This is a genomic window from Shimia aestuarii, from assembly GCF_022814865.1.
Classification (GTDB): domain Bacteria; phylum Pseudomonadota; class Alphaproteobacteria; order Rhodobacterales; family Rhodobacteraceae; genus Shimia; species Shimia aestuarii_A.
Genome location: NZ_JAKVRD010000003.1, coordinates 23,820 through 47,576, shown reverse-complemented (window position 1 = coordinate 47,576; position 23,757 = coordinate 23,820). Strand labels below are relative to the sequence as shown.

The window sequence follows — 23,757 nt, the reverse complement described above, 5'->3', positions numbered from 1 at the left end:
ATGTTGACACTTCAATGCCCCTATTGCGGCGTTTGGGCCGAGGAAACGGAGCTTCATGCCGAGGGCGAGGCGCATCTTAAGCGCTTTGGGCCCGGCTCGGAAGACGAGGCTTTCGAAGGCTATCTCTTCATGCGCGAAAACCCCAAGGGGGTGCATTTCGAGCGCTGGCGCCATTCGAACGGCTGCGGCAAGTTTTTTCACGCCGCGCGCTCGACCACGACGCTTGAGGTCTTTGGCACCTATTCGGCACAGACTTTGGAGCCGCCGCAGGAGATCAAGGACAAGATTTCGGCCAAATATCCCGGCTGGAGCTGGAGGGAATTCGCATGAGCACGCGTCTCGCACAAGGCGGCCGTCTGCTGAACAAGGGCAAACAGCTCCATTTCAGCTTTAACGGCAAGCAGTTTACCGGCTACGAGGGCGACACGCTCGCCTCGGCGCTTCTCGCCAATGATCAGCTCATGATGGGCCGGTCGTTCAAATATCACCGTCCGCGCGGGCCGGTGGCGAGCGGGGCCGAAGAGCCCAACGCGCTCGTCAACCTCGGCAAGGGCGGCAACTTCGAGCCGAACCAGCGCGCCACGACGACCGAGCTTTTCAATGGTCTGACCTGCGAAAGCCAGAACCACTGGCCGAGCCTCGAATTCGATGTCGGCGCGGTCAACAACTACATGACCCGTTTCTTCCCGGCGGGGTTCTATTACAAGACCTTCATGTTCCCGCGCGCAGCGTGGAAGCACGTCTTTGAACCCATCGTGCGCCAGTCGGCGGGCCTTGGCAAAGCGCCGAAGGATCGCGACGCGGATACCTATGAGCATTTCTACGCCTATGTGGACGTGGTCGTCATGGGCGGCGGTGTCGCCGGTCTTCAGGCGGCGAAAGCGGCGGGTCTCTCGGGTGCCAAGGTTCTCCTGATGGAGCAGACGGCGCATTGGGGCGGTCGCTCTATGGTCGATGGCGGTGAGGTCGATGGTCAGCCGGTGGCGGACTATGTCGATGCCCTCGTGGCCGAGCTTGAGGCAATGGAAAACGTCACCCTGCGCAACCGTATGATGGGCGCGGGCGTCTATGACCATGGCTATGTGCTTGGCTATGAGCGGGTGCGCGATCATGCACCGCTCGAGTCTGGGCCGCGTCATCGCCTGTGGCGCATCCGTGCCAAGCAGATCGTCACCGCAACCGGCGCGATCGAACGGCCGCTTTCTTTTGCGGGCAACGATATTCCGGGCGTGATGCTCGCCTCTGCGATCCGCGATTACGTGGTAGACTATGGCGTGTCCGTTGGGGATCGCACCGTGGTCGTGACCAACAATGACGATGCCTATCGCACTGCGATTGCCATCAAGCAGGCGGGCCTCGAAGTGCCGGTCATCCTTGATGCGCGCGCCGGTGGCGGCGGGGCGCTGGCCGATGAGGCACGCGCGCTTGGCATCCGGGTTGAGAACGGTAAAGGCATTGCCAAGGTCAAAGGCGGCAAGCGCGTCACCGGTGTGGCGATCTGTGCGCAGGCCGGGGAAGGCGCTGTGCTCGAGGAAATCAAGTGCGATGCGGTCGCCATGTCGGGCGGTTGGTCGCCAGTGGTGCACCTGTGGTCCCATTGTGGTGGCAAGCTCACCTGGGACGAGGCGCAGGCGCATTTCCGCCCCGACCCTTCGCGCGCGCCGACGAGCCATGATGGCGAGGCCTTTGTGACTGTGGCCGGGTCGGCCAATGGCTATCTCGATCTCGCGCTAGGGGTGAAAGACGCCCATGATGCGGGCAAGGCCGCGGCCAAGGCGGCGGGCTTTACCGCGACGCGCAAGGCGGCACCGAAAGCCGCAGAGGCGCCCGAAGCAGCGATGGAGCCGGTCTGGCTTATGCCGCAGGGTGCAGGGCCGGAGCTTCGCATCAAGGCGTGGCTCGACTATCAGAACGACGTGAAGGTCTCGGACGTGCGGCTTGCCGCGCAAGAGGGCTATGAGAGCGTTGAGCACACCAAGCGTTACACCACGCTCGGCATGGCCTCGGATCAGGGGAAACTCAGCAACATCAACGGTCTGGCGACGCTCGCCGGTCAGTTGAACGCGCCGATCCCGTCGGTGGGCACCACCACGTTCCGCCCGCCCTATACGCCGATTTCCATGGGGTCGATCGCGGGCGAGGCACGGGGCGACGTGTTCCAACCGCTGCGCCGCACGCCGATCCACGCATGGCACGATGAACAGAAAGCGTTCTTCGAGCCGGTGGGCCATTGGCGCCGTCCGTACTGTTATCCGCGCACTGGCGAGAGCCACGGCGAGGCGGTCAAACGCGAAATCCTGCAAACCCGCAACAGCGTGAGCATGCTCGATGCCTCGACCCTCGGCAAGATCATTGTCAAAGGGCCGGATGCGGGCAAGTTCCTCGACATGCTCTACACCAACATGATGAGCACGCTGAAACCGGGGCGCTGTCGCTATGGTCTGATGTGTAACGAGAACGGCTTTCTGATCGACGACGGCGTTGTCGCCCGGATCGACGAGGACACCTTCCTCTGCCACACCACCACCGGCGGTGCGGAACGTATCCACGGCTGGATGGAAGACTGGCTCCAGTGCGAATGGTGGGACTGGAAGGTCTTTACCGCCAACGTGACCGAGCAATATGCGCAGATCGCCATCGTGGGTCCGAATGCGCGCAAGGTGCTTGAGAAACTCGGCGGGGATATGGATATCTCGAAAGAGGGCCTGACCTTCATGGGCTGGAAAGACGGCAAGATCGGCGATTTCGATGCGCGGGCCTACCGAATTTCCTTCTCGGGCGAGCTTTCTTACGAGATTGCCGTCCCGGCAAGCCAGGGCCGCGCCTTCTGGGATGCGATCCTAGAGGCCGGCGAAGAGTTCGGGATCATGCCTTACGGCACCGAAGCGCTGCACGTGATGCGGGCCGAGAAGGGCTTTATCATGATCGGGGACGAGACCGACGGGACGGTGATCCCGCAGGATCTCAACATGCAGTGGGCGATCTCCAAGAAGAAGGAAGACTTCCTTGGCAAGCGCGCGCAGGAACGCCCCCACATGGCGAGCCCGGAACGTTGGAAACTCGTCGGCCTCGAGACGCTCGACGGATCGGTCATTCCCGACGGGGCCTATGCGATTGCCGAAGGTGAGAACGCCAACGGCCAGCGCAACACCCAAGGGCGCGTGACTTCGACCTACTATTCACCGACCCTTGACCGGGGCATCGCGATGGCGCTTGTCCATCACGGGACGGATCGGATGGGCGAGGTGATCGAACTCAACAAGGTCGATGGCAGCACCGTGAAAGCGAAAATCGTCGATCCGATCTTCTTCGACAAAGATGGAGAGAAGCAAAATGTCTAATGTCGTCAGTGCATTGAATGGCGTCTCCCAGTCGGGGATCGCTTTGGTCGAGGAAACCGGCCTGCGGGGCATGATCACGGTGCGGGGCGATCTCGCATCCAAGCCGATGGCCAAGGCCCTGAAAGACGTGCTTGGCGCGTCGGTGCCGGAACAGCGCCAGATCGCCAGTGGCGAGAAGGGCGCGGTGGCCTGGATGTCGCCGGACGAGCTTCTTGTGATCTGCGATCACGGGGCCGCCGAGGACATCATCGCGTCCCTCAACGCGGCGCTGGCGGGCGAGCATGTGCTTGTCGTCAACGTCTCGGATGCGCGGGCGGTGTTCAAGGTTTCGGGCGAGTGCGCGCGCGAAGTCATCGCCAAACTCGCGCCGGTCGATCTTGCTCCGGGCGCGTTCGAGCCGGGCATGATGCGCCGCACGCGGTTTGCGCAGGTCGCGGCGGCGTTCTGGATGAATGATGATGGCTCTTTCGAGATCATCTGTTTCCGCTCGGTGGCGCGGTATGTATTCGACCTGCTTTGCGTCGCCAGTGTGGACGGCAGCGAGGTTGGCTTCTTCAACTGAGCCTTCGCAGCGCAGGACTTTACCGGACGCCGCCTCGCGATGAGGCGGCGTTCTGCGTTTCCAGGGATCACATTTGCGCCAAATGGCCCGGGTTCGGCGCGAATTGGTTGAGATGCGCGGGCAGGGCGGGTAGGTCTTTGCCTGACTGTTCTTAAAAGGATCGCTGCCCCGTGTTTACATTCCACCAAAGCTCTGTCCTTGCCGCAGGGGCGCTTTCCCTGCTGATCGCCGCGCCTGCGCTGGCCGAGACCTATGAGTGCGAAATCCGCCAACGGAGCTGGGCCGGGTTGATCTCGGAGAGCTACCGTTTCGAAATCGAGGCCGAGAAAGGCCGGGTTCTGGTGCTTGACCCGATCATTCGCTTTGCCGAGGGCAAACCCGTCAAAGGGGCGTTTGAAAGCCTGTCGGATACGGAGTCGCGGGTCATGTGGTCGGTCGAGGACGTGCCGATCGCGCCGGAAGGCGGACCGACGGATGCCACGTTTGAAGCGGTTCTGACCAAAGACGAAACCACCACCGTGCAAGTCAAAGCAGTTTGGTCCGATGAGAGCGATGCGGGCAACGGCAAGGGGCGTTGTGTGCTGGCGCAGTAAGGGGTTTGGGGATTTTCGGTTGAAAACCCGGGCTTTTAGGGCGCTTTGGGGTTGACCTTCCGGGGGTGACGGACCCATTTGTTGTGCAGAACAACCGCACGAACACGAAGGAACCTTACAATGGCTTTTGAACTTCCCGATCTTCCCTACGCTCATGACGCGCTGGCCGATTTCGGCATGTCGGCGGAAACGCTCGAGTATCACCACGACCTGCACCACAAGGCCTATGTCGACAACGGCAACAAGCTGATTGCTGGCACCGAATGGGAAGGCAAGTCGCTCGAGGACATCGTAAAGGGCACCTACGATGCAGGCGCCGTGGCGCAGAACGGTATCTTCAACAACGCGTCGCAGCACTGGAACCACATGCAGTTCTGGGAAATGATGGGGCCGGGCAAAGGTGCGATGCCGGGCGCGCTTGAGAAAGCGATTGTTGAGAGCTTTGGCTCGGTCGACGAGTTCAAATCGCAGTTCTCCGCAGCAGGTGCTGGTCAGTTCGGCTCGGGCTGGTGCTGGCTCGTGAAGAACGCGGACGGCTCGCTTGCCGTGACCAAGACCGAGAACGGTGTGAACCCGCTCTGCTTTGACCAAACCGCGCTTCTGGGCTGCGACGTGTGGGAGCACAGCTACTACATTGACTTCCGCAACAAGCGTCCGGCGTACCTCACGAACTTCCTCGACAACCTCGTGAACTGGGAAAACGTGGCGTCGCGCCTCTGATCGTTTTTCAATCGCATTTCAGGAGACCCCGCAGCCCCGCGCTGCGGGGTTTTCTTTTTGTCCCTTGCCATTCCCGCTGCGCCTCGTCAGCAATGGATCTGTGAGACGAGGGAATTGCGCGATGAATGAGACACGGGCCGGTGTTCTGGCGATGGTGACGGCCTGCGTGGTGTGGGGTTTGTCGCCGCTCTACTACAAGCTCTTGGCGCATATACCGCCGATCGAAGTTCTTGCGCATCGCACCTTCTGGTCCGCAGTGATCTTTACCGGTGTGTTGCTGCTACAGGGGCGTCTTGGCCTATTACGCAGGGCCCTGGGCACGTGGCGCTCTTTCGGGATCGTGGCGGCGGCGGCACTGGCGATCTCGACCAATTGGTTCGTCTTTATCTGGTCGATTGGGGCGGGGCATGCGACCGAAGCCTCGCTTGGCTACTTCCTCTTTCCGCTTGTTGCGGTGTTGATCGGGCGGCTTGTCTTTGGCGAAAGCATGGTCGGTCTGCAGGGCGCGGCGATTCTCATTGCCGGGGCGGCTGTGGCGCTCTTGACCTTTGGCCTTGGCGTGGCGCCGTGGATTGCGCTTATCCTTGCGTTTAGCTTTGGCATGTATGGGCTCGTGAAGAAGCGCCTTGAGGTCGGGCCGGTGGTCTCGGTGACGGGCGAGGTCGTGGTCTTGGCACCGATCGCGCTTGTGGTTTTCTGGTGGCGCTATAGCGCGGGCGAAGCCGCCTTCGGCGCCAATACACAGGACACGGCGCTTCTCGTCTTCTCCGGCGTGCTCACCGCGACTCCGCTTATCCTGTTTAGCTTTGCGGCCAAGCGGGTTGCCTTGGCGACCGTCGGGCTCATCCAATACCTGAACCCGACGTTACAGTTTTTCTGCGCCGTGTTGGTCTTTGGCGAGCCATTCGGCCTCTGGCACGGGATTGCCTTCCCGATGATCTGGACCGCGCTTGCGCTTTATACGCTTGCCTCGTGGCGTCAGGAAAAAGCGCGTTCGAGCGCGGCTTCCAATGTCGCGAGATCGCCAACCACCTGAAGGAAGTCTTTCAAAGAGGCATCGGCAAAGCCCTGTTCGATCACATGATCGACGAGGCCCACGAGCGGATCCCAATAGCCATTGATATTGGCAAGGATGATCGGCTTTTCATGCAAGCCGAGTTGGCGCCAGGTGAGAACTTCGAAAAGCTCGTCAAGCGATCCCGCCCCACCGGGCAGGACAACGATGGCGTCAGAGTTCATGAACATGACCTTCTTACGTTCATGCATGTTTTCCGTGACGATGAAGCGGGACAGGTCAAGCTTGCCGACTTCACGCTGCATCAGGTGCACAGGGATGACGCCGAAGGTCTCGCCGCCGGCCGATTGCGTTGCATTGGCCACCGCTCCCATCAGGCCGACATCGCCCGCACCATAGACAAGGCGCCAGTTCCGTGCAGCCAAACGCGTCCCGAGATCGGTTGCGAACCGATGATATGCCGGGTCTTGCCCCGAACGTGAGCCGCAAAAGACACAGATCGATGGGTTGGACATGGCGTGCTCCAGAAAGTTCAATGCTGTTTTGACCAGTGTTAGCGGGGTTGATATGGTCGCTCAACCGGAATGGCGGGCTGAACCTGGGGAAAGGCTGGCATGAGCAAATTTGCATCGCTCCTGAGTGGGAATATCGTTGCTGTGGGGGGCGCTGCTGCAGTTGTGGTCGCGGGCGTCGCAGCGGCTATTATCGGAGGGGTCTTTGAGAAGGATGCTGTTGCGCCTGAACCGAATGCCCCTGTCGTTGAGGCCCCTGTGGTCGAAGAGGCACCGATTGCCGCCGCGCCGGACCCAGAGCCCGTCGTCGAGACGATCTTACCCGCGTTTGACGTGGTGCGCGCCGAGGTGGACGGGACGACGTTGATTGCCGGAAACGGTGCTCCGAAAAGCGAGATCACCGTTCTGATGGACGAGGCAGAGCTTGTCGTCGCCAAGACCGATGCAGCCGGGAAATTCGCCACTTTTACCACCATCGCCCCGAGCGACGCGCCGCGCGTTCTTCAGCTTGTGCAGCGGCGCGCAGAGGGAGACCTGTTTTCCGACGCCAAGGTGATCCTTGCGCCCACACCAGAGCCCGAACAGGAGGTCGTGGCGGAGGCCACGCCTGAGCCCATCGAGGACGCCCCAAAGACACCGCGCGCGCCGACCGTGCTTGTTCAGACCAAAGACGGTGTGAGCGTCATGCAGTCTTCTGCGACGCTGGACGCCGCGCCGGACGTGATGGCAAGCGTGGCCCTTGATGCGATCAGCTACTCCGATAGTGGTGAGGTCGAACTTTCTGGGCGCGGCAGGGAGGACCGGTTTGTGCGGGTCTACCTCGACAATAGCCCGATCACGACTTCACGCATCATGGAAGGCGGGAGCTGGCAGATGCAACTGCCGCAAGTGGATACCGGGATCTATACGCTGCGCGTCGATGAGGTGGATGATGACGGCACCGTGGTGTCGCGCATCGAGACACCGTTCAAGCGCGAAGATCAGGCGGTTTTGCAGGCGGCCCCGAAACCGGATGTGCCAGCCAAGGTGGTGACTGTGCAACCGGGATCGACACTCTGGGCGATTGCTGCGGAGCGCTATGGCAGCGGTACGATGTATGTGCGCGTCTTCGAGGCGAACAAGGACCGGATACGTGATCCCGACATGATTTTCCCCGGTCAGGTCTTTGACATCCCCGAGTGATCGACGCACCGCCGGGCGGAAAAGTGGCGGCTGACTCTGGTCTTTCAGCGGGGGCGGGGTTACCTCCAGTGCAAAGACATCCGAAAGGCTTTGCATGAGTAGTTGGCACACGGCATCCGCCGAGGAACTGGCGCGACAGGAACAGCGCTCGGGTATGCGCACGATCCGCAAGGTTCTTCCTTATCTCTGGAATGATGATGAGCCATGGGTGAAACGGCGCGTGGTGCTGGCGCTCGTGGCGCTCATGTTTTCCAAGCTGATCGCGGTCGGCGTGCCGATGATCTATAAGGCAGCCGTGGATAGCCTTGCGGGCGAAGGTGTGTCGCCGATGCTTCTCGGGGCGGTGGGGCTGACCGTGGCCTATGGCATGGCCCGGCTGATGACCGTTGGGTTTCAGCAATTGCGCGATGCGATTTTTGCGCGGGTTGGGCAGCGGGCCTTGCGGTCTCTCGCGCTCGAGACCTTTGAGCATATCCACCGCCTTTCCATGCGTTACCACATTACCCGCAAGACCGGTGGCCTTAGCCGGATCATCGAACGCGGGGTGAAAGGCGTCGATTTCCTGTTGCGCTTCATGCTGTTTTCAATCGGGCCGCTTGTGCTTGAGCTTTTGCTTGTCGCGGTGATCCTGTTCTGGCTCTTTGACGCTTGGTATCTCGCGGCTGTGGCGCTCACCATTGCCCTCTATATCTGGTTTACCTTCAAGGTTACGGAATGGCGCGTGCGTCTGCGGCGCGAGATGAACGACCAGGATACGGATGCAAACCAGAAAGCGATCGACAGCCTTCTGAACTTTGAAACGGTCAAGTATTTCGGCGCCGAGGCACGCGAGGCGAAACGCTACGATGAGTCGATGGAAGGCTATGAGAGCGCCGCGCTGAAGACTTCTTATTCGCTGGCCTTTCTCAATTTTGGCCAATCCTTCCTCATCACCAGCGGCCTTGTCGCGGTGATGGTGATGGCGGCGATGGGTGTGCAGGCGGGAGAGCTTACCGTCGGCGATTTCGTGATGGTCAATGCTTACATGGTGCAGATCACCATCCCGCTCAACTTTCTTGGCACGGTCTATCGCGAAATCCGCCAGAGCCTTGTGGATATGGGTGAGATGTTCGACCTACTCGAACAGCCGAGCGAAGTCAGCGACAAGCCGGGTGCGCTCGATCTCAAGGTTGACGGTGGGGCCATCCGCTTTGACAAGGTGTCTTTCGGCTATGATAGCGCGCGGCCGATCCTACACGGTGTCAGCCTCGATGTGCCAGCGGGGCATAACGTGGCCATCGTGGGCGCGTCGGGGTCGGGGAAATCGACCATCGCGCGGCTTTTGTTCCGCTTCTATGACGTGAGCGGCGGCGGCATCGCGATAGACGGGCAAGACCTCCGCGACGTGACACAGGTCAGCCTGCATGATGCAATCGGGGTCGTGCCGCAGGATACGGTCCTGTTCAATGACACGATCCGCTACAACATCGCCTATGGGCGTGACACGGCAAGCGAAGCGGACGTCGTCGCGGCGGCCAAGGCGGCGCGGATTCACGATTTCATCCTGAGCCTGCCGGAAGGATATGACACGATGGTGGGCGAACGGGGGCTGAAACTCTCGGGCGGCGAGAAGCAGAGGGTCGGCATCGCGCGGACACTTCTGAAGAACCCGCCAATCCTGCTTCTCGATGAGGCCACCTCGGCGCTTGATACGCAGACCGAAGGCGAGATCAAGGAAGCGCTTGCACGGGCAGGGCAGGGGCGCACGGTCATCACCATTGCGCACCGCCTGTCGACGATTGCCGAAGCCGACCGGATCATCGTGCTCGACAAGGGCGAGATCGTCGAGGAAGGCACGCATGAGGCGCTCTTGGCCGAACGCGGACGGTATGCGGCGATGTGGACGCGTCAGGCAGCGGCAGAGGATGATCTCGACGGAGCGGAAGGCGCGGCGTAACATATAGCGTCAGACATAGAAAAGGGCGGCCTTTTGCGGGGCCGCCCTTTTTGGTTTGTCCTTGGCACCAGTTATTCAGCGGCGCGCAGATCCTTGTCGAGAACGGTGCCGTCTGCAAGCACCTCGGGCGCATCGTCGGGGGCGCCTTCGTCATCCCACATCAAGAGCGGTGCCTTGACCTTCTTGGCCTCGCGGCGCAGTGCCCAATCGCGGGCGGCCTTGCTGCCACGGCCCATCGAGAGGCGCGCAAGCACCGACGCGATCCAGTGCACATAGGTGCTCAACCAGACCCGCAAAGCGAGCATCGAAGGCGTGAAGACAAGGGTCAGCACAGTTGCGATCCCGAGGCCGAAGACCACGGCGGTCGCAAGTTGTTTCCACCAAAGCGAGGTTGGGCTGTCTATGGCGTAGCCGCCGTCGATGAAATCGAGCGACAGGCCGAACATCATCGGAGCAAGACCCGCCATCGTGGTGACGGTTGTCAGGAAGACCGGGCGAATACGAGCCTGTGCGGTGCGGGTGATCGCCTCGAGCCGGGGCATGTATTGCGAGTATTCCTGATAGGTGTCGATCAGAACAATGTTGTTGTTCACCACGATCCCGGCAAGCGCCACGATCCCTGTCCCGGTCATGATGATCGAGAAGGCCTGATCCATGACGATCATGCCGATCAGCACCCCTGTTGTCGAAAGGACGACCGCCAGAAGCACAAGCACCGAGTTGTAAATGCTGTTGAACTGGGCCAGCAGGATGATGAACATCAACCCAAGTGCCCCGGCAAAGGCGCTTCCAAGGAAGGCTTGGCTTTCGGCCTGATCTTCCTGATCACCGGTCCATTGCCATTCGATCCCAGCCGGGAAAGGTTCGGTCTCGAGCCACTGGGTCAGGGCCTCGATGCGCTCATTGGGGTTAAGGGGCTTAGCGCTAAAGCCCTGCGCGATCAGGTCTTGTTTCTGGGCCACATCATTGGTCCAGGTCTCGGTCGAGACAAGCCGCGTTTCTCCGGTTTCGCCATTGGTGAGGATCATCTGACCACTCATGACGTTCGCCTTGACGTCGAAATAGCGTTTCTGGTTGGTGCGGTTGATCTCGGCGAGCTTTTCGACCGGTGTGCGGGTGATGAAGTTCGACAGGGGAACAAGCCCGTCTTGTGTCCGAACCTTGAGGGTGTCGAGCGTCGAGAGTACGCGGTCGTCCTCGGGAAGGCGGACGCGAATCTCGATTTCCTCGTCGGAACTATCAACGCGCATCGTGTCGAGCAGGATACCACGCGTCACGAGTTGCACCATCGCGCCGACGGTGGCGACGTTGGCGCCGTAGCGACCGGCTTTCTCCACGTCGACATTGATTTGCCAGTCGATACCGGGAAGCGGGCGGGTGTCTTCGATCAAGGTCAGCCCGGGGGAGGCGTCAAATTTCTCGCGTGCAACGCGGGTGGCGTCGATCAGCGTTTCCCAATCGTCCCCCAACAGGCGCAGGTGCACCGGCTTGGCCGAGGCGGGGCCGCGGCTGGCCTCGAAAATCTCGATCTTCGCGCCGGGAATGCGGGAAAGGGCGACCTCAAGCTCGTCAATGACCGTATTGCCGTCAAATGCGGGGTCTTTGACGTGCCGTGTGACCTCGTAGCCAATCAGCGGCACCGTGAACCAAGCTTCGTCGATGTCCGGACGATCTTCCCACGGGATGGTTTCGAGGTTGATCTGGCCGATGGCGTCTTTGGGAGCCTGCGCGCCGCCAGTGTTCTGATTGAGACCGCCTTCGCCGGCAAAGGCAAAGGCTGTGTCAACGCCGGGGTGGGCGAGGACGATATCCTCGGCCTGATGCATGAGGTGGTCTTTTTGTTCAAGCGAGAGGTTTCCGCGTGCCAGCACGTAGACGATCGCCTGCTCCGGTTCGGATTCGACGAAGAATTCGGTGCCTTTGTTGTTCTGGCCGTAGTAGGCAAAGACCGAAACCACGAGGAAGATCACGCTGCCTACGGTGACGAGGGGGAGGATCGGGTTGCCTGTGATGAGGTGGATCAGGCGACCGAAGGGCGAATAGCCGCTCTCGGTTTCGATCTTGGTTTTCACGCGTTCGATGCGTGCGGCGTCCAGCGTGATCGAGGCCGCAAAGGCCCCGAGGACGAAGAGGACAAAGCCCGGCAGGAAGCCCATGAGGCCACCGCTCGGTGCGGCAGGCCCAAGCAGGAGCGCCGGGTTCAGCGCGACCATGATGCCGAAGAACAAGAGCGCAATGGAAGGCAGTACCAGCACGGCACGAAGCCACCACGAGGTCCGGGCGCGCAACCATTCAGAGGCGAGATGGAATTTGCGGCTCAGTCGGCCCGAGACGCCGCCCATGACAGGCAGGTAGATCAGCGCCACGACGAGCGAAGCCGACAGCACAAAGATCAGCGTGACGGGCAACATGCCCATGAACTGTCCCGGCACGCCGGGCCAAAAGAGCATCGGCAGGAAGGCACAAAGCGTCGTCGCGGTCGATGAGACGATCGGCCAGAACATGCGCCGGGCCGCCTCGACATAGGCGTGCATCGGGCCCGTGCCTTCGGAGATACGCTTGTCAGCGTATTCCACCACAACGATGGCGCCATCGACGAGCATCCCCACGGCGAGGATCAGGCCGAACATGACGATGTTGGAAATCGAGACATCCATGAGCGCTAGAAGCGCGAAGCAGAGCAGGAAGGAGGTCGGGATCGCGAAACCGACGAGCAGCGCCGCGCGCGACCCGAGTGCCGCAAGCACCACGATCATCACCAGCGCGATGGCGGTCATCACCGAACCTTCTAGCTGTTTCACCATGGATTCAACGACGCGGGATTGGTCATTCGATGTGCCGACCTCAATGGCTGTCTGAAGGCCTTCAGGCCATTCTTCGGATTCCTTTGCCACTTCTTCCCGCACGAGCGCGGCGGTCTCGATCAGGTTGAAGCCCTTGCGCTTGACCACCTGAAGCGCGACCGTGGTTTCACCATTGAAGCGGGCGGTGCCCTCGCGGTCCTCAAAGGTGAGCTTGATCTCTGCCAGATCGCCAAGTGTGACAACGCGGTCGCCATTGGTCTTGACCGGCAGGTTATAGACATCCTGTGGCTCGTCGAAGGACGAGGGGATCTTGACCGAGAATTTACCCTGTGCGGTCTCAACTTCGCCTGCCGCGATCAGTTGGTTGTTGTTGACCACCACATTGATGAGCTCGGTCGCCGTCACATTGTAGGATTCAAGGCGCAGCGGATCGATCGTCACCTCGAGCATCTCGTCACGCCCGCCCGCGATCCCGGCTTCGAGCACGGGTTCAAGGGATTCAAGCCGATCTTGCAGGCCGTTGGCGATCTTCGTCATTGTGCGTTCGGGGATGTCGCCGCTCAGGTTGACGATGATGATCGGGAATTCCGAGAAGTTGATCTCGTTGATGGAGTATTTCTCAAACCCATCTGGGAACTTTGATTCCGCGGTGTTCATTGCATCGCGCACGTCGGCGATGGTCTTGGACTTGTCCCAGCCGAAATCGAACTCGAGAAAAATCCCGGCATAGTTTTCCTGCGCGAGAGAGTTCATGTTGTCGAGCCCGTCGAGGTCGGCCAGTTCGGTCTCCATCGGCTTGATCAACAAGGTCTCGGCATCCGAAGCAGAAATGCCGGGGAAGGGCACCGAAACGAAAAGAGCCGGGATTTGAATGTCCGGCTCGCCTTCCTTTGGAAGGTTCATGTAGGAGTATCCGCCCACGAGGATCGAAAGCGCGATGAAGGCAAGGATCATGCGGGCGCGGGACGCGGCCCAATCGACGATGCCGGTCATTGGGCCGGCTCCTCTTGGTCAAAGACCGGTTCAACCTTGACCCCACGGACCACGAATTCCTGGCCAATGGTGATGATATTGGCGGTTTCAGGCAATCCAGAGAGCCAGAGCCCCTCCGTGGTGTCGCGCAGGATATCGACTTCGGAGAAGCCAACGATGCCATCTGCGTCGACGGTGCGAACGCCTAGCGTGCCGTCATCATTCAGGGTCAGAGCCGATTGCGGCACAAGATGCGCCTTCGTGCCTTCGGCCCCGATGACGATTTCCGCCGTTTGACCATCGCGGATTTCGAGGTCGGGGTTCGGGACGTTGATTTCGACCCGGAAGGTGCGGGTCGCAGGGTCGGCGGACCGGGAGAGGAAGCTCACTGTGCCGGTGATCTCTTGCCCGGTGGTGAGGCGTGCTCCTGCCGGAGCTCCGAGCATGACGCGTCCGACCTCTGTCTCAGGTACAAATCCGACAACGCGGATCGGGTCGAGGCGGATCACGGTGGCGCAAAGTGATCCCGGTTGTAGCAGGCTTCCGAGTTCTGCTGTGTCGGACTCGAGCAAGCCATCAAACGGCGCTGTGATCGTCAGGCGTTTGATCTCGCGACTGGCCGAGGCCACGGCGGCTTCGGCGGATTCGACACCAGCCTGTGTCGATTGCAGCCCCGATTGCGCGGCGGCAACACCCGCTTGGGCCGAGCGCACGGCGGCTTGGGTCGAGGCGACACGCGCTTCCGAGGCAAACCCATCCTCGGCCAGCTTGCTCGCGGCGTTGAAGTTGATCATTGCCTCGTCGAGTTTGGACTTGGCCTCGTCAAGGCGGGCCTCGGTCTCGGGCTTGCGGGCGCGCGCTTCGAGGAGGCGTGCCTTGGCCTCCGCCAATGTTGCTTCGCGTGTGCCGGGGTCAAGACGGCAGAGCACGTCCCCCGCCGCAACCGTGCTGCCACGGGCGAGCGGCTCTGAAATCACCTGAGCCGAGGTTTCGGCGCGCACATCGACTTGGCGGTCGGCCTCTGTCTGGCCGCGTAGGATAACTGCGCTGGAGATGGTCTTGGCCTCGGAGGCAAGTGCCACAACACGCAGCCGGGCTGGCTTCTCAGCGTCCTTGGCCGGTGTCGGCGCGCTATTGTCGCTCTGTTCATCAGGGCTCGCCGCAGCAAGCGCAAGCAGCGTGTCACGTTCGACAACAACATAAAAAAGAAAGAGCGTCACCAGAATGGCGGTAAGAATAGGAATGGGGCGCATGTCGCCTCGCCTCGCTTGTGGGTTTGGGTCGCCGAAAGAGCGTAGACCTGTTTCGCGAAATAATCGCCCCGCGCATGATTGCAAGCGATCATTGCTTGTTTCTGAACTGTTCGGTTCAGTTTATGCGGTTTGCGCCTGTGAGGCAAGCTTCTGCCCGGTCAATGAGCAGGGAGTCTTGGCACTTGTCCGGCTTCGGGTTAAGAGGGGGCAAATCAAGGGAGGCCGGGCGTGAGCGACACCGACAGTTTCATCGAAGAAGTCACCGAAGAAGTCCGCCGCGACAAGCTTTTTGCGTTGCTGCGCAAATATGGCTGGATCGGTGTTCTTGCCGTGCTGCTGATCGTTGGCGGCGCGGGTTTCAAAGAGTGGCAAAAGGCGCAAGCGCGCGCCGAAGCCGAGGCCACGGGCGACATGCTCTTTGCCGCCGTCGAAAAGAACGACGATGCCGCGCGTGCCGAGGCGCTGAGCGCGCTTGAAGTGCCGTCGCAAGAGGCCGAGGTGGTTGTCGATCTGCTAACCGCCGCGCATCAGCTTGCATCCGGCGATAAGGCTGCCGCGTCTGCAACGCTTGACGGCCTGGCCGGTGGCGATGCCGAAACGCTCGAGATCTACCGCCAGATCGCATTGTTCAAATCCGTGGTGATCCAAGGTGCTGCGATGCCATCTGACGAACGTCGTGTGCGCCTTGAGTCGCTCGCGACGCCCGGCGCGCCGCTGGCGCTTCTGGCAGAGGAACAACTTGCGCTCGTGGATATCGAAGACGGCAATGCGGAGGCCGCGATTGAGCGCCTTCAGGGCGTGATTGCAGATGCTGCGGTCACGGCGGGCTTGCGTCGACGCGCATCTCAGTTGATTGTAGCGCTAGGCGGTACGCCACAGGCGGCGAACCAGTAACAGACAAGCGGCGAGGGCCTGGGCAGTGAAACGACAGAATTTGATTTTGGCATTGGTCGGTGCAGCTGTGATTGCAGGCTGTTCGGAGCGGGAATTCATTCTACCCGGCAAGCGCGAGAACCTGCGCGGCGACGAAGCCAAGGCGACGGAGATCGTCAATGAGACCCGCGCCATTCGTCTTCCGGGACAATCCCGAAATGCAGAATGGACGCACCGGATCGGTTCGCCGTCCTTCCGTGTCTCCAATGCGGCTCTCTCGCAGACACCGGCCTTGGCCTGGACTGCGAATATCGGCGCCGGGAATGCCAAGCGCAATCGCATCACCGCCGATCCGGTTGTCGCCGATGGGCGCATCTACACGATGGATTCGGAAGGCCAGTTGGCCGCGGTCTCGACCAGTGGCGAGCTTATCTGGACCCGTGACCTCACCCCAGAAGGGGACAAATCCGACGATGCGTCGGGCGGCGGGCTGGCTTACGGGGCGGGCGCGCTTTTCGTCACCACCGGGTTTGGACGGCTTGAAGCGGTCAATCCCAAGGACGGCACCGTCCTTTGGGAGCAACGCCTTGGTGCGATCGGCAATGGCTCTCCCACGGTCTACGGGAACCTCGTTTACCTTGTGTCCGGCGATGACAAGGGCTGGGCGCTGGACGTCAAGTCCGGCAAAGTCGTCTGGCAAATCAACTCAATCCCCGATGTCGCCAATGTTCAGAGCCCGGCAGCGCCCGCGGTGAATGAGCGTGTCGCGATCTTCCCGTTCGGCTCGGGCGAGGTTCAGGCCACCTTCCGCCGTGGCGGCTTGCGTCTCTGGGATGCAGGCGTCGCTGGGGAACGCCTTGGCCGTGCCGCGAACAAGATCGGCGATATTTCCGGCGATCCCGTGATCGACGGGAGCGTGGTCTATGTCGCGAACCACTCTGGCCGTCTTGTGGCCTTGGAAACCGAGACGGGCGAGCGCAAGTGGACCGCGGAGCAAGGCTCGCTTGGTCCGGTCTGGCCGGTCGGGGGATCGGTGTTCCTTGTGAATGACAAGAACCAGATCATCCGCCTGAACGCACGTGACGGGAGCCCGGTCTGGGCCGTGGATCTGCCGCTCTTCGTCAAGGATCGTCCCAAGAAGCAATCCGCGATCTTCTCGCATTATGGTCCGATCCTTGCCGGTGGCCGCCTGATCGTGGCGTCCTCGGATGGTGTCTTGCGCAGCTTTGACGCGACCTCGGGCGAATTGGTGCATTCCGTCGAGATCCCGGGCGGTGCAAGCTCCAACCCGGTTGTGGCGGGTGGTGTGCTGTATGTCGTCGGTGGCAAAGGGCAATTGCACGCTTTCCGTTGATCCGGAAATGGTATATCGGGGCGTCTTCTGACGTGTCGGAGGCACAAGATGAGTTTCACTCTCGCCATCGTGGGGCGGCCCAATGTGGGCAAATCCACCCTGTTCAATCGCCTTGTGGGCAAGAAGCTCGCGCTGGTTGACGACCAGCCGGGGGTCACGCGTGACCTACGTGAAGGCGAGGCCAAGCTTGGCGATCTGCGCTTTACGGTGATCGACACGGCTGGCCTTGAGGATGCCACCGATGACAGCCTTCAGGGGCGGATGCGCCGCCTGACCGAACGGGCCGTGGATATGGCCGATATCTGTCTTTTCATGATTGATGCGCGGGCAGGTGTGACGCCGACCGATATGGTTTTTGCCGAGATCCTGCGTAAACGGTCAGCGCATGTGATCCTTGCCGCCAACAAGGGCGAGGGGGCGGCAGCGGATGCGGGTGTGATCGAAGCTTATTCGCTTGGCCTTGGAGAACCGATCCGCCTTTCGGCAGAACATGGCGAAGGTCTCAACGATCTTTATGCGCAATTGATGCCGGTGGCTGACAAATTCAGCGAAGCCGCAGAGGTCCATGCGCCCGAGGTTGACATCGCGCTCGAGGAAGACAGCGAGCACGAGGAAGATGAGACTCCACAGCCAACCGCCTCGAAACCCTTGCAAATTGCGGTTGTGGGCCGGCCGAACGCAGGCAAATCGACGCTTATCAACAAGATCATCGGCGAAGACCGTCTCTTGACCGGGCCGGAAGCCGGAATCACCCGAGATGCGATCTCGTTGCGGACCGAATGGAACGAGACGCCGGTGCGGATCTTCGACACGGCGGGGATGCGTAAGAAAGCCAAGGTGCAGGACAAGGTCGAGAAGCTCTCGGTGTCCGATGGCCTGCGCGCGGTGAAATTCGCCGAAGTGGTGGTGGTGCTTCTCGACGCGGCGATCCCGTTCGAGCAACAGGATTTGCGTATCGCGGACCTTGCCGAGCGCGAGGGGCGGGCCGTTGTTGTGGCGGTCAATAAGTGGGACGTCGAGGACGAAAAACAGCAGAAATTGCGCGACCTTAAGGAGGCGTTCACACGTCTTCTGCCGCAGTTGCGGGGCGCGCCGCTCATCACTGTGTCTGCCAAGACGGGACGGGGGCTTGATCGCCTACATGATGCGATCCTGCGTGCTTATGATGTGTGGAACCGCCGGGTGCCGACCTCGCATCTGAACCGTTGGCTCACGGGGATGCTTGAACAGCACCCGCCGCCTGCGCCGCAAGGCAAGCGGATCAAGCTGCGCTACATGACCCAAGCCAAGACACGCCCGCCGGGTTTTGTTGTCATGTGCTCCCATCCAGACAAGGTTCCGGAGAGCTATTCCCGCTATCTTGTCAATGGGTTGCGCGAAGACTTTGATATGCCTGGAACGCCGATCCGGCTTTATATGCGCGGGCAGGGGGATCAGAACCCCTATAAGGGCAAGAAGAAGTCTACGCCGTCGCGCCTTCGCAAGCACCTCAAGGGGCGGTCGTCGGACTGAATTCACGCGTTGAGCGTTATGCGCTATACTCCGCAGCGCAGGCGTCCTGTCATGTGGCTGTTACGCCTGCGTTTCATGGTCCCAACGGGGGTGTGTGAGCGGGGGTGCGATGGATATTCGCGAGCGTTTAAAGGCCTATACGGTACAGGATGACAGGATCGGCGCGGCGAGTTTCTTCGGCACGTTCGGCGCTTATTTCCTATCGCTCTATCTGGCGATTTTCCATGTGGATCAGTGGCTTATCTTCGTTCCCGCGGGCGTTATAAGCGCTTTTGCGGCGGTGCGGCTCTACGTGTTGCAGCACGATGCCGGGCACGGGACGCTTTTTTCGAAGCGTTGGATGAATGTCGCGGCGGGGCATGTGCTTTCTGTATGGTCGATGGCACCGTTCACGATCATGCGGCACAATCATAATCTGCACCATTCCCATGTCGGCAATCTTGAGGAGCGCGACACGGGCGAAGTGCATACGATGACCGTCGCGGAATGGCAGGCGGCGGATTGGACGACGCGGCTTTTCTATCGGCTTTATCGCAACCCGTTCATCCTTATTCCGCTGGGATCGGCGTTCACCTATTTCATCCGCTACCGCTGGCCGAAGAATGCCGCAGAGATCGGGCTTCGGGGGCTGGCGTTGCACAATCTCGCACTGGCCGCCTGGGTCTCTTTTCTATATTTTTCAGCGGGATGGACAGGGGTTCTTGTGTGGCTCGGTTGGGGCTTTGTGGGCGGGATGATTGGCGTTTTCCTCGTCTATCTACAGCATAATTTCGAGGACACGCATTGGGATCGCAAGCCGTCGCTCAATCCGCGCGTGGCGGCGCTTGAGGGGGCGTCGGCGCTTGATCTTGGGTGGTGGATGGATCTTGGGTCGGCCAATATCGCCTATCACGACATCCATCATTTCAACGCCCGCATACCGCATTACAACCTGCGCCGCTGTCATCGGGAGATACGCGAGGCGTATGGTCTCAGGGTGATCCGGTGGCCCGAAGCGCTTAGGAGTTTCACGCTCAAGCTCTGGGATGAGGAGCGCCAGCGGCTTGTTCCGTTCCCTGCGCATTCGCCCGGTGCGGAGGCGATGAAGGCGTAGGGGTTAACCCCGAAATGCCACGTCGGTATTACGTCGGTATTGCATCTGTATCGCGTCCGTGCGGGGCGCGTCGAACCGTCAAACCTTAACAGCGGCTGATCCTCCACAAGACCGTCAGAGACAGATGAAACCGGCGTCGAATAGATCGGTGCGGGTATTGGAATCGAGGATGCGGACGTTGGAGTAGAGGCTTTCGATGCCATCGCGGCTCACCGCCATGATCGCGTAGCGGTGGTTATAGGGGTAGGGCGGGATCACGTCTTCGACCTGTGCGGATGTGCCGATCTGTGGGGCACCGTTCAGGGGGTGCTGGCCCATCGGATAGTTGCCCTTGTAGACGGCACGGTAGAGATTGAAGCCGAGCAAGCGATCGCTGCCTTCGTCCGGGTGATGCCAAGCGAGATCGACATAGAAGCCAGCGGGCTTTTGATTGGGGGCAAAGATCGGCCCCGGCTGGGGGCGCAGGATCGCCATGTGCAGGATCGGGCGCTCGGGGAAGATCAGGTCGGGGAGGGCCTCGGAGAGGAATATCTGATCCCCGCCAGCAACAACCACATCTGCAAACCCGTTGCCGGGGATGCGGTCTTCGTCGACATTGCCGCTTTTGGTCATGTGACGCAGGACGACATCCGCCGCGTCGTGATTGAGCAGGCGCAACCGCCCCGGCACGCCCTCATTTGCGGCGGTGATGGTGAGGCGATCGAACTTCTCGAAGATCTGGCTGCTGCCTCCGGCGAGCATCAGATTGCCCGCGGTCTCGGCGCTGGTTTCGAAGCGGGCAACGATGACCGTGCCCGCCCCGCTATGGTTGGTGATCTCAACCTTTGTCCGTAACATGGATCACTCTTCTTCGCTGGCCATCAGGGTATCGTCCTCCGGGGTGGCCCAGTGGATGTGGTTGGCATGGCGCAGCAAGTATTGGTTCATGCTGACCGGAACCACGATCAAGCGGTCGCCCACGTCGAGATCATAGATATGGGAGGCGCCAACATGTGGGTTGAGGAACTGCTGTTGGATGTTCTGCCCATTGGTGCGCAGGAGGTTGACCTCGTAGAAGCAGGCGTTGTGCGCCCGGTTGGTCAGTTTGACCGGCGGATCCTGATGCAGGCGGATATACCACATGGTCAGGAAGCTGAAGTTCTGCACGGTCTGGGCGCCATGCGGCGGAATGCGCAGCCGGGCCTGTTTGCCGGAGAAGTCGATATGCAGGCCGAGAAGATGCCCTGTCGGGTCGATGTTGCGGATCTCAAGGGAGCTGTGCAAGTGGCGTTCCTTGGCCTCTTGCGCGGCAATCGCGGCCATCTTGGCAATATCCAGCTTGGCCAAACCTGCTTCGAGTTGTCCATAAAGGTCGTCTACGTCGATTTTGGAAATGTCGAAATGTTCAGTCATGGTGTGTCTCCTTATGAAGTCATTCAAATTCGCCGGTGGGAATAAGCATCAGCATCTCATCCTTGCGCAGGCTCAGCCGGCGTTTGCGTGGGCCGATCAAGCTTCGCTGGCGTAGGGTCCGGTTTTCCGAGATGCGATACATGTCGAGCCGGGCACCTTTGCCGGGCAGGTGAAGCTCGAGCCGCAACACACCGGGCTCAACGCTTTGCACCGCCAGAAAGCGCCATAACGGCAGCGCCTTCTGTTCGTCTTCCGCAAGGTAGATGATTTCGGAAAGGTCGCCCGAACGCCCTTCGATTTCGGCGCTGATGCGGGATAGGTTGGTTACTCTCAAGTAGCTCATAACACCCTCCTTTCGCTCGTAGATTGTACTGCGAAAGCGGAGGGCGCGCCTTGTCTTAGGTCATGTTGGCGCCTTTTCGGGGCGCCAGTGCGACCGGATCAGCGGCGCAAGTTGTCCAAGGCGCGCAGTACGGGCCATGCAAGGAGCGGGAGGCCAAGGCCGCAGAGCGCGACCACGGCACCGTTCAGCGGCGAGACATTGTCCACGAGGATGCCGACCGTGGCCCAGATCACGGCGAGGCCATATTCGGGGGTGTCGGCGACGCGGGTTTGGACCCAGAGCGCGAGGAGAAGGGCGAGGGCGATCATTGCAAGTGCCGCGATTTGTTCTGAGAGGAGGCCATGCCCGGCGAGGACGAGCCCTGTTGCGACGCAGGAGGCCGCGGTCAGCCAGCCGGTATAGAGACCGATGGGGGCGCGCAGCCAGAAATGGTCAGAGCGCCCGGCACGGGCCAGCGCGGCCAGCCCCGCGCCAAGCATGATCCAGATCATCGCGGTGGCGGCGACCGGATCCATATTTGCCGCCGGGATCCAAGCGGCGCCGACCACCAGTGACAGAATCAACGGCCAGCGCATAGTGGTCCAGTCGCGGGCCCGGTCGCGCTTGAAGAGACCGAAGAGCGCCCCCGCCATGAGCCAGAGATAGATCACGCCCCAGATCGAGAAGGCATAGCCCGCGGGCTGAACGGGGGGATCGGTCTGGGGGATGGGGAACTGATCGGCGGTGAAACCGTTAAAGCCAGAGGTGGAGAGCGGCGACAGCAGGAAGGCGAGCGCCGCTGTCACTACGAAGATGGCTTTCATACGTTCCATGGGGGTGTCCTCTTGCCATGTGACTCATGGCAAGAGATAGGGCGGTGTGGCCTGACGAAAAGGGATCAGGCGAGGGTGCCGTCCGCCGTCAGGACCGACTTGCCGCCAAGATAGGGGTGCAGCACTTCGGGAAGGGCGACCGAGCCGTCCTCGCGCTGGCCGTTTTCCAGCACCGCGATAAGGCAGCGGCCCACGGCGAGGCCAGAGCCGTTCAGCGTATGGACAAACTCCGGCTTGCCGCCGCCCGCCGGTTTGAAGCGGGCGTTCATGCGGCGGGCCTGAAAGTCGCCGCAGACAGAGACCGAGGAAATCTCGCGGTAGGTGTCCTGACCGGGGAGCCAGACCTCGATATCATGGGTGCGCTGTGCGCCGAAGCCGATGTCGCCGGTGCACAGGGCGACAGTGCGATAGGGCAGGCCGAGGCGTTCAAGGATACCCTCGGCGCAGGCGGTCATGCGGTCCAGTTCTTCGCGGCTCTTGTCCGGGTGGGTCACCGAGACCATCTCGACCTTCTCGAACTGGTGCTGGCGCAGCATGCCGGAGGTGTCGCGGCCTGCGCTGCCCGCCTCGGAGCGGAAGCATTGGGTATGGGCGACGTAGCGGTGGGGCAGGGTTGCCTCGTCTACGGTCTCGCCGTTGATGATATTGGTCAGCGTCACTTCGGCGGTCGGCACCAGCCACCAGCCATTGGTGGTCTGATAGGAATCCTCGCCGAATTTTGGCAGTTGCCCTGTGCCATACATCATGTCCGGCTTTACGAGGACCGGGGTCCAGGTTTCTTGCAGGCCGTTTTCGTCGACATGGGTGTTGATCATGAACTGCGCGAGGGCGCGGTGGATGCGGGCAACGGCGCCGGAAAGGACGACGAAGCGCGAGCCGGAGAGTTTCGCGGCGGTCTCAAAGTCCATGCCCGGCTTGACCCCGTCGAGGTCAAAATGTTCCTTGGGCGCGAAGGAGAAAACGGCCGGGGTGCCCCAGCGTTTGATTTCGACATTGTCATTCTCGTCTTCGCCATCGGGCGTGTCGGCAAAGGGCAGGTTGGGGATGCCCATGAGCATGTCGGTGAGCTTTTGATCGAGCTCTTTCGCTTCGGTCTGCATCGCGGCAACCTCGGCCTTTTTCTCGCCCACGAGGGCGCGCAGGCGCTCGAACTCGGCTTCATCACCGCTCGCCTTGGCGGCACCGACGTCTTTGGCGGCCTTCTTCTGATCGGACTGCGCCTCTTCGGCGGCTTGGATCTTGGCGCGGCGCTCGGCGTCGAGGGCGAGGATCTCGGACGACAAGGGCGCGGCCCCGCGGCGGGCGAGGGCGGCGTCGAAATCGGCCGGGTTTTCGCGGATCGCTCGGATGTCGTGCATGGGTCTTCGTCCTATCGATGGTGAATCACTTTTCAGAGCCAGCTTATGGCGCATTTTTTGCCGGATCGTAAGCGGCTCTGGCGGCTCGGGCGCAAAACTCTCTCGATTGGGACATTTTCGGGACCGTTCC

General features: G+C 61.0%; 20 protein-coding genes. 12 read left to right on the top strand and 8 right to left on the bottom strand.

Features of this window, described 5'->3' with window-relative positions:
- The 6 genes from MK745_RS04115 (at position 1) to rarD (ending at position 6,252) form a co-directional block, all read left to right on the top strand.
- A complete protein-coding gene (locus tag MK745_RS04115; RefSeq protein ID WP_243612003.1) occupies positions 1-330 on the top strand; it encodes a sarcosine oxidase subunit delta in 330 nt (109 codons plus the stop codon).
- Entirely contained in the window at positions 327-3,341 is a 3,015-nt protein-coding gene (locus MK745_RS04110) for a sarcosine oxidase subunit alpha family protein (RefSeq protein WP_243612002.1), read from the top strand. Before MK745_RS04115 ends, MK745_RS04110 begins: the two co-directional genes overlap by 4 nt.
- The gene (locus MK745_RS04105; RefSeq protein WP_243612001.1) at positions 3,334-3,903 is read left to right on the top strand and encodes a sarcosine oxidase subunit gamma; all 570 of its coding nucleotides are present in this window, start codon (positions 3,334-3,336) and stop codon (positions 3,901-3,903) included. The genes MK745_RS04110 and MK745_RS04105 overlap by 8 nt, the downstream gene beginning before the upstream one ends.
- 170 nt (positions 3,904-4,073) lie before the next feature.
- Entirely contained in the window at positions 4,074-4,496 is a 423-nt protein-coding gene (locus MK745_RS04100) for a hypothetical protein (RefSeq protein WP_243612000.1), read from the top strand.
- A 120-nt stretch (positions 4,497-4,616) separates the two neighbouring features.
- Entirely contained in the window at positions 4,617-5,216 is a 600-nt protein-coding gene (locus MK745_RS04095) for a superoxide dismutase (RefSeq protein ID WP_243611999.1), read from the top strand.
- Between the two features lie 121 nt (positions 5,217-5,337).
- Positions 5,338-6,252 (top strand): EamA family transporter RarD, encoded by a 915-nt coding sequence (rarD, locus tag MK745_RS04090; protein WP_243611998.1) that lies wholly within the window; start codon positions 5,338-5,340, stop codon positions 6,250-6,252.
- Here the strand turns inward: rarD and MK745_RS04085 are convergent.
- On the bottom strand, positions 6,195-6,746 hold the full coding sequence (locus MK745_RS04085) for a TIGR00730 family Rossman fold protein (RefSeq protein WP_243611997.1): 552 nt from the start codon (positions 6,744-6,746) through the stop codon (positions 6,195-6,197). The genes rarD and MK745_RS04085 overlap by 58 nt on opposite strands.
- Positions 6,747-6,845: 99 nt before the next feature.
- Between MK745_RS04085 and MK745_RS04080 the strand changes: the two genes are divergently transcribed.
- The gene (locus MK745_RS04080) at positions 6,846-7,925 is read left to right on the top strand and encodes a LysM peptidoglycan-binding domain-containing protein (RefSeq protein ID WP_243611996.1); all 1,080 of its coding nucleotides are present in this window, start codon (positions 6,846-6,848) and stop codon (positions 7,923-7,925) included.
- Positions 7,926-8,019: 94 nt separating this feature from the next.
- Entirely contained in the window at positions 8,020-9,861 is a 1,842-nt protein-coding gene (locus MK745_RS04075) for an ABCB family ABC transporter ATP-binding protein/permease (protein WP_243611995.1), read from the top strand.
- A gap of 71 nt (positions 9,862-9,932) precedes the next feature.
- Here MK745_RS04075 and MK745_RS04070 read toward each other — a convergent pair whose 3' ends face one another.
- Both MK745_RS04070 and MK745_RS04065 read right to left on the bottom strand, forming a co-directional pair.
- On the bottom strand, positions 9,933-13,658 hold the full coding sequence (locus MK745_RS04070) for an efflux RND transporter permease subunit (RefSeq protein ID WP_243611994.1): 3,726 nt from the start codon (positions 13,656-13,658) through the stop codon (positions 9,933-9,935).
- Complete coding sequence (locus MK745_RS04065) at positions 13,655-14,890, bottom strand: efflux RND transporter periplasmic adaptor subunit (protein WP_243611993.1); 1,236 nt, start codon at positions 14,888-14,890, stop codon at positions 13,655-13,657. The genes MK745_RS04070 and MK745_RS04065 overlap by 4 nt, the downstream gene beginning before the upstream one ends.
- A gap of 228 nt (positions 14,891-15,118) precedes the next feature.
- Here MK745_RS04065 and MK745_RS04060 point away from each other — a divergent pair, with 228 nt between their 5' ends.
- From MK745_RS04060 to MK745_RS04045, 4 genes are all read left to right on the top strand, one after another.
- On the top strand, positions 15,119-15,784 hold the full coding sequence (locus tag MK745_RS04060) for a hypothetical protein (RefSeq protein ID WP_243611992.1): 666 nt from the start codon (positions 15,119-15,121) through the stop codon (positions 15,782-15,784).
- Positions 15,785-15,809: 25 nt separating this feature from the next.
- The gene (locus MK745_RS04055; protein WP_243611991.1) at positions 15,810-17,117 is read left to right on the top strand and encodes a PQQ-like beta-propeller repeat protein; all 1,308 of its coding nucleotides are present in this window, start codon (positions 15,810-15,812) and stop codon (positions 17,115-17,117) included.
- A 48-nt stretch (positions 17,118-17,165) separates the two neighbouring features.
- Positions 17,166-18,629, top strand: coding sequence for a ribosome biogenesis GTPase Der (der, locus tag MK745_RS04050; protein ID WP_243611990.1), 1,464 nt, complete (start codon positions 17,166-17,168; stop codon positions 18,627-18,629).
- A 109-nt stretch (positions 18,630-18,738) separates the two neighbouring features.
- On the top strand, positions 18,739-19,722 hold the full coding sequence (locus MK745_RS04045; RefSeq protein WP_243611989.1) for a fatty acid desaturase: 984 nt from the start codon (positions 18,739-18,741) through the stop codon (positions 19,720-19,722).
- Positions 19,723-19,836: 114 nt separating this feature from the next.
- Here MK745_RS04045 and MK745_RS04040 read toward each other — a convergent pair whose 3' ends face one another.
- From MK745_RS04040 to serS, 5 genes are all read right to left on the bottom strand, one after another.
- Positions 19,837-20,559: a hypothetical protein gene (locus MK745_RS04040; protein WP_243611988.1), complete on the bottom strand. Its 723-nt coding sequence runs from the start codon at positions 20,557-20,559 to the stop codon at positions 19,837-19,839.
- Positions 20,560-20,562: 3 nt separating this feature from the next.
- Entirely contained in the window at positions 20,563-21,114 is a 552-nt protein-coding gene (locus MK745_RS04035; protein WP_243611987.1) for a hypothetical protein, read from the bottom strand.
- A gap of 19 nt (positions 21,115-21,133) precedes the next feature.
- On the bottom strand, positions 21,134-21,457 hold the full coding sequence (locus MK745_RS04030; protein WP_243611986.1) for a hypothetical protein: 324 nt from the start codon (positions 21,455-21,457) through the stop codon (positions 21,134-21,136).
- 98 nt (positions 21,458-21,555) lie between these two features.
- Positions 21,556-22,269 (bottom strand): hypothetical protein, encoded by a 714-nt coding sequence (locus MK745_RS04025; RefSeq protein ID WP_243611985.1) that lies wholly within the window; start codon positions 22,267-22,269, stop codon positions 21,556-21,558.
- Between the two features lie 65 nt (positions 22,270-22,334).
- Positions 22,335-23,627 (bottom strand): serine--tRNA ligase, encoded by a 1,293-nt coding sequence (gene serS / locus MK745_RS04020; RefSeq protein WP_243611984.1) that lies wholly within the window; start codon positions 23,625-23,627, stop codon positions 22,335-22,337.
- Between the last annotated feature and the right edge of the window lie 130 nt (positions 23,628-23,757).

Excerpts from the sequence above, each read along its gene's own strand:
- MK745_RS04115 (WP_243612003.1), top strand. The coding sequence starts at position 1 with ATGTTGACACTTCAATGCCCCTATTGCGGCGTTTGGGCCGAGGAAACG.
- MK745_RS04110 (WP_243612002.1), top strand. The coding sequence starts at position 327 with ATGAGCACGCGTCTCGCACAAGGCGGCCGTCTGCTGAACAAGGGCAAA.
- MK745_RS04105 (WP_243612001.1), top strand. The coding sequence starts at position 3,334 with ATGTCTAATGTCGTCAGTGCATTGAATGGCGTCTCCCAGTCGGGGATC.
- MK745_RS04095 (WP_243611999.1), top strand. The coding sequence starts at position 4,617 with ATGGCTTTTGAACTTCCCGATCTTCCCTACGCTCATGACGCGCTGGCC.
- rarD (WP_243611998.1), top strand. The coding sequence starts at position 5,338 with ATGAATGAGACACGGGCCGGTGTTCTGGCGATGGTGACGGCCTGCGTG.
- MK745_RS04085 (WP_243611997.1), bottom strand. The coding sequence starts at position 6,746 with ATGTCCAACCCATCGATCTGTGTCTTTTGCGGCTCACGTTCGGGGCAA.
- MK745_RS04080 (WP_243611996.1), top strand. The coding sequence starts at position 6,846 with ATGAGCAAATTTGCATCGCTCCTGAGTGGGAATATCGTTGCTGTGGGG.
- MK745_RS04075 (WP_243611995.1), top strand. The coding sequence starts at position 8,020 with ATGAGTAGTTGGCACACGGCATCCGCCGAGGAACTGGCGCGACAGGAA.
- MK745_RS04070 (WP_243611994.1), bottom strand. The coding sequence starts at position 13,658 with ATGACCGGCATCGTCGATTGGGCCGCGTCCCGCGCCCGCATGATCCTT.
- MK745_RS04065 (WP_243611993.1), bottom strand. The coding sequence starts at position 14,890 with ATGCGCCCCATTCCTATTCTTACCGCCATTCTGGTGACGCTCTTTCTT.
- der (WP_243611990.1), top strand. The coding sequence starts at position 17,166 with ATGAGTTTCACTCTCGCCATCGTGGGGCGGCCCAATGTGGGCAAATCC.
- MK745_RS04045 (WP_243611989.1), top strand. The coding sequence starts at position 18,739 with ATGGATATTCGCGAGCGTTTAAAGGCCTATACGGTACAGGATGACAGG.
- MK745_RS04040 (WP_243611988.1), bottom strand. The coding sequence starts at position 20,559 with ATGTTACGGACAAAGGTTGAGATCACCAACCATAGCGGGGCGGGCACG.
- MK745_RS04035 (WP_243611987.1), bottom strand. The coding sequence starts at position 21,114 with ATGACTGAACATTTCGACATTTCCAAAATCGACGTAGACGACCTTTAT.
- MK745_RS04030 (WP_243611986.1), bottom strand. The coding sequence starts at position 21,457 with ATGAGCTACTTGAGAGTAACCAACCTATCCCGCATCAGCGCCGAAATC.
- MK745_RS04025 (WP_243611985.1), bottom strand. The coding sequence starts at position 22,269 with ATGGAACGTATGAAAGCCATCTTCGTAGTGACAGCGGCGCTCGCCTTC.
- serS (WP_243611984.1), bottom strand. The coding sequence starts at position 23,627 with ATGCACGACATCCGAGCGATCCGCGAAAACCCGGCCGATTTCGACGCC.